General features: G+C 52.6%; 1 protein-coding gene. It reads left to right on the top strand.

Annotated elements, in window-relative coordinates; all coding sequences use genetic code 11:
- Positions 1 to 121: 121 nt before the first annotated feature.
- Entirely contained in the window at positions 122 to 1,420 is a 1,299-nt protein-coding gene (locus PAA8504_RS21635; protein ID WP_146190565.1) for a hypothetical protein, read from the top strand.
- Positions 1,421 to 1,509 lie beyond the last annotated feature (89 nt).

The raw sequence follows: 1,509 nt of genomic DNA, 5'->3' as shown, positions 1-1,509 counted from the left end.
TTTCAGCGACACATCCAAACCGGCATAGTGTTCCATAGGTCGTTCTCCTCACGGCTATTATCCATGAGGCCAACATACCGGACCTCGTTCGCCTCCGGAGAGCGACCGCCGCAATCACACCATGTCGTTTGTAGCTGTTGCTTTGCGGATTCGCCAAGAAATCGAGAATGGAAGTAGTAACTTTCAAACGCTGGTTCCAAGCGATCCTGAATTTTGGCGATTAGCATATCTAACTACAACAGACGCTCCCGTGCTCGCCGAGTTCATAGAGCGGGAGGTAAAACCTCTTATTGTCGCGGGCACAAAGGCTTATGGAGTGAAATTTTATCCAGAGGCCTTGAGACTCTGCATTCATAGCTCTATGGCCACGGTGATTGGAAACGAGAGCTTATCAGCTGATGATTTCGCGAAACTGGCTGACCATGTGGAACAATCAGGTTCTATGTTATCGATGCTAGGGTTCGTCGAAGCAATGCTAGCCCGAGATGATGTGAGCATTGCATTGCAAGAACGGCTTGCTGGCATCATCGACTTCTTTCTGAATGAGCCGGAAGAAGGTCGTTTTAAGTTGCTGAGCAATCTGTTCTTCTTTGTAAGCGGTCGGTTAAGCCTGTCATCAGACTTCGACGGATCGCCCGTCTTTGGTAGGCGCCTGGTCGAATTCTCGCACGCCTCTTTTCTGGAAGAAATACTGCTTTCCGAAAGGGTCGATGCTACCACCGCTGCTTTCGAACTGGCGCAACGGGTAGCGCGCCGCGCATTTGTGGTGGGACATCTCGATGCTCATTCGGAAGCCAGATGGATGCCAGAGTTTGCTACTCCACACCAACTCAAGGCAGAGTTCATCTCTCGGTTGAGCAACGCCATCACATCTAAAAAGGATTCTCTTAAAGGAACTCCAATGGAGAGATACTTTAAGGATGGATCCGATAAGTTGCTATCGGACAGACTGAGGTTCCCCTACTCCTTCCTACCTGGTCCGCTAAAAGGCGGAGTGGAGCAAGCTGCGAGTTTGCCCGATGATTGGAAGGCCCTTATTGAGTCGGAACTGAAGAAAGACCCTCCAGGCGTTGGAGGTTTCAATGCCCTGGTCAATGGCGGCGCCGTATTCAAACTTCCGGCCGAAATAGTCTCACTGTCGGTGGCTGCTCTCAGACGTATCGACCTCGCCACCGACAATGAAGAAAACTTTTCAATTGGTGCCTCCGTTGGAGGTTTGGCGCGAGTTGCAGCCGTCGTCAGAAATGCGCAGCTTGCAGAGGAAATCTGGCAGTTGACCGGGCGAGTATTGCGACGAAAGCCTGAGGCACTTGAGTGTGAGGCTCTTTTCTCACTACCAACAACACTATCTGCTGTCTATGACGGCGAGCGGCGTGATAAAATGGCCTGCCCCAATCGGGAGGTCCGGTTTCAGTCTTAGTGCATGACGGGACTCGGCGCTACGGCCGGAGTGGCCGGCGAAGCGGCTCCGGATTGCGGAGCCGGCCACTGCACCACCTCGGGTGCTGG

This window comes from Palleronia abyssalis (genome assembly GCF_900302445.1).
Classification (GTDB): domain Bacteria; phylum Pseudomonadota; class Alphaproteobacteria; order Rhodobacterales; family Rhodobacteraceae; genus Palleronia; species Palleronia abyssalis.
The sequence above is the reverse complement of the archived record's forward strand: the minus strand, read 5'-3'. Positions and strand labels throughout refer to the sequence as shown.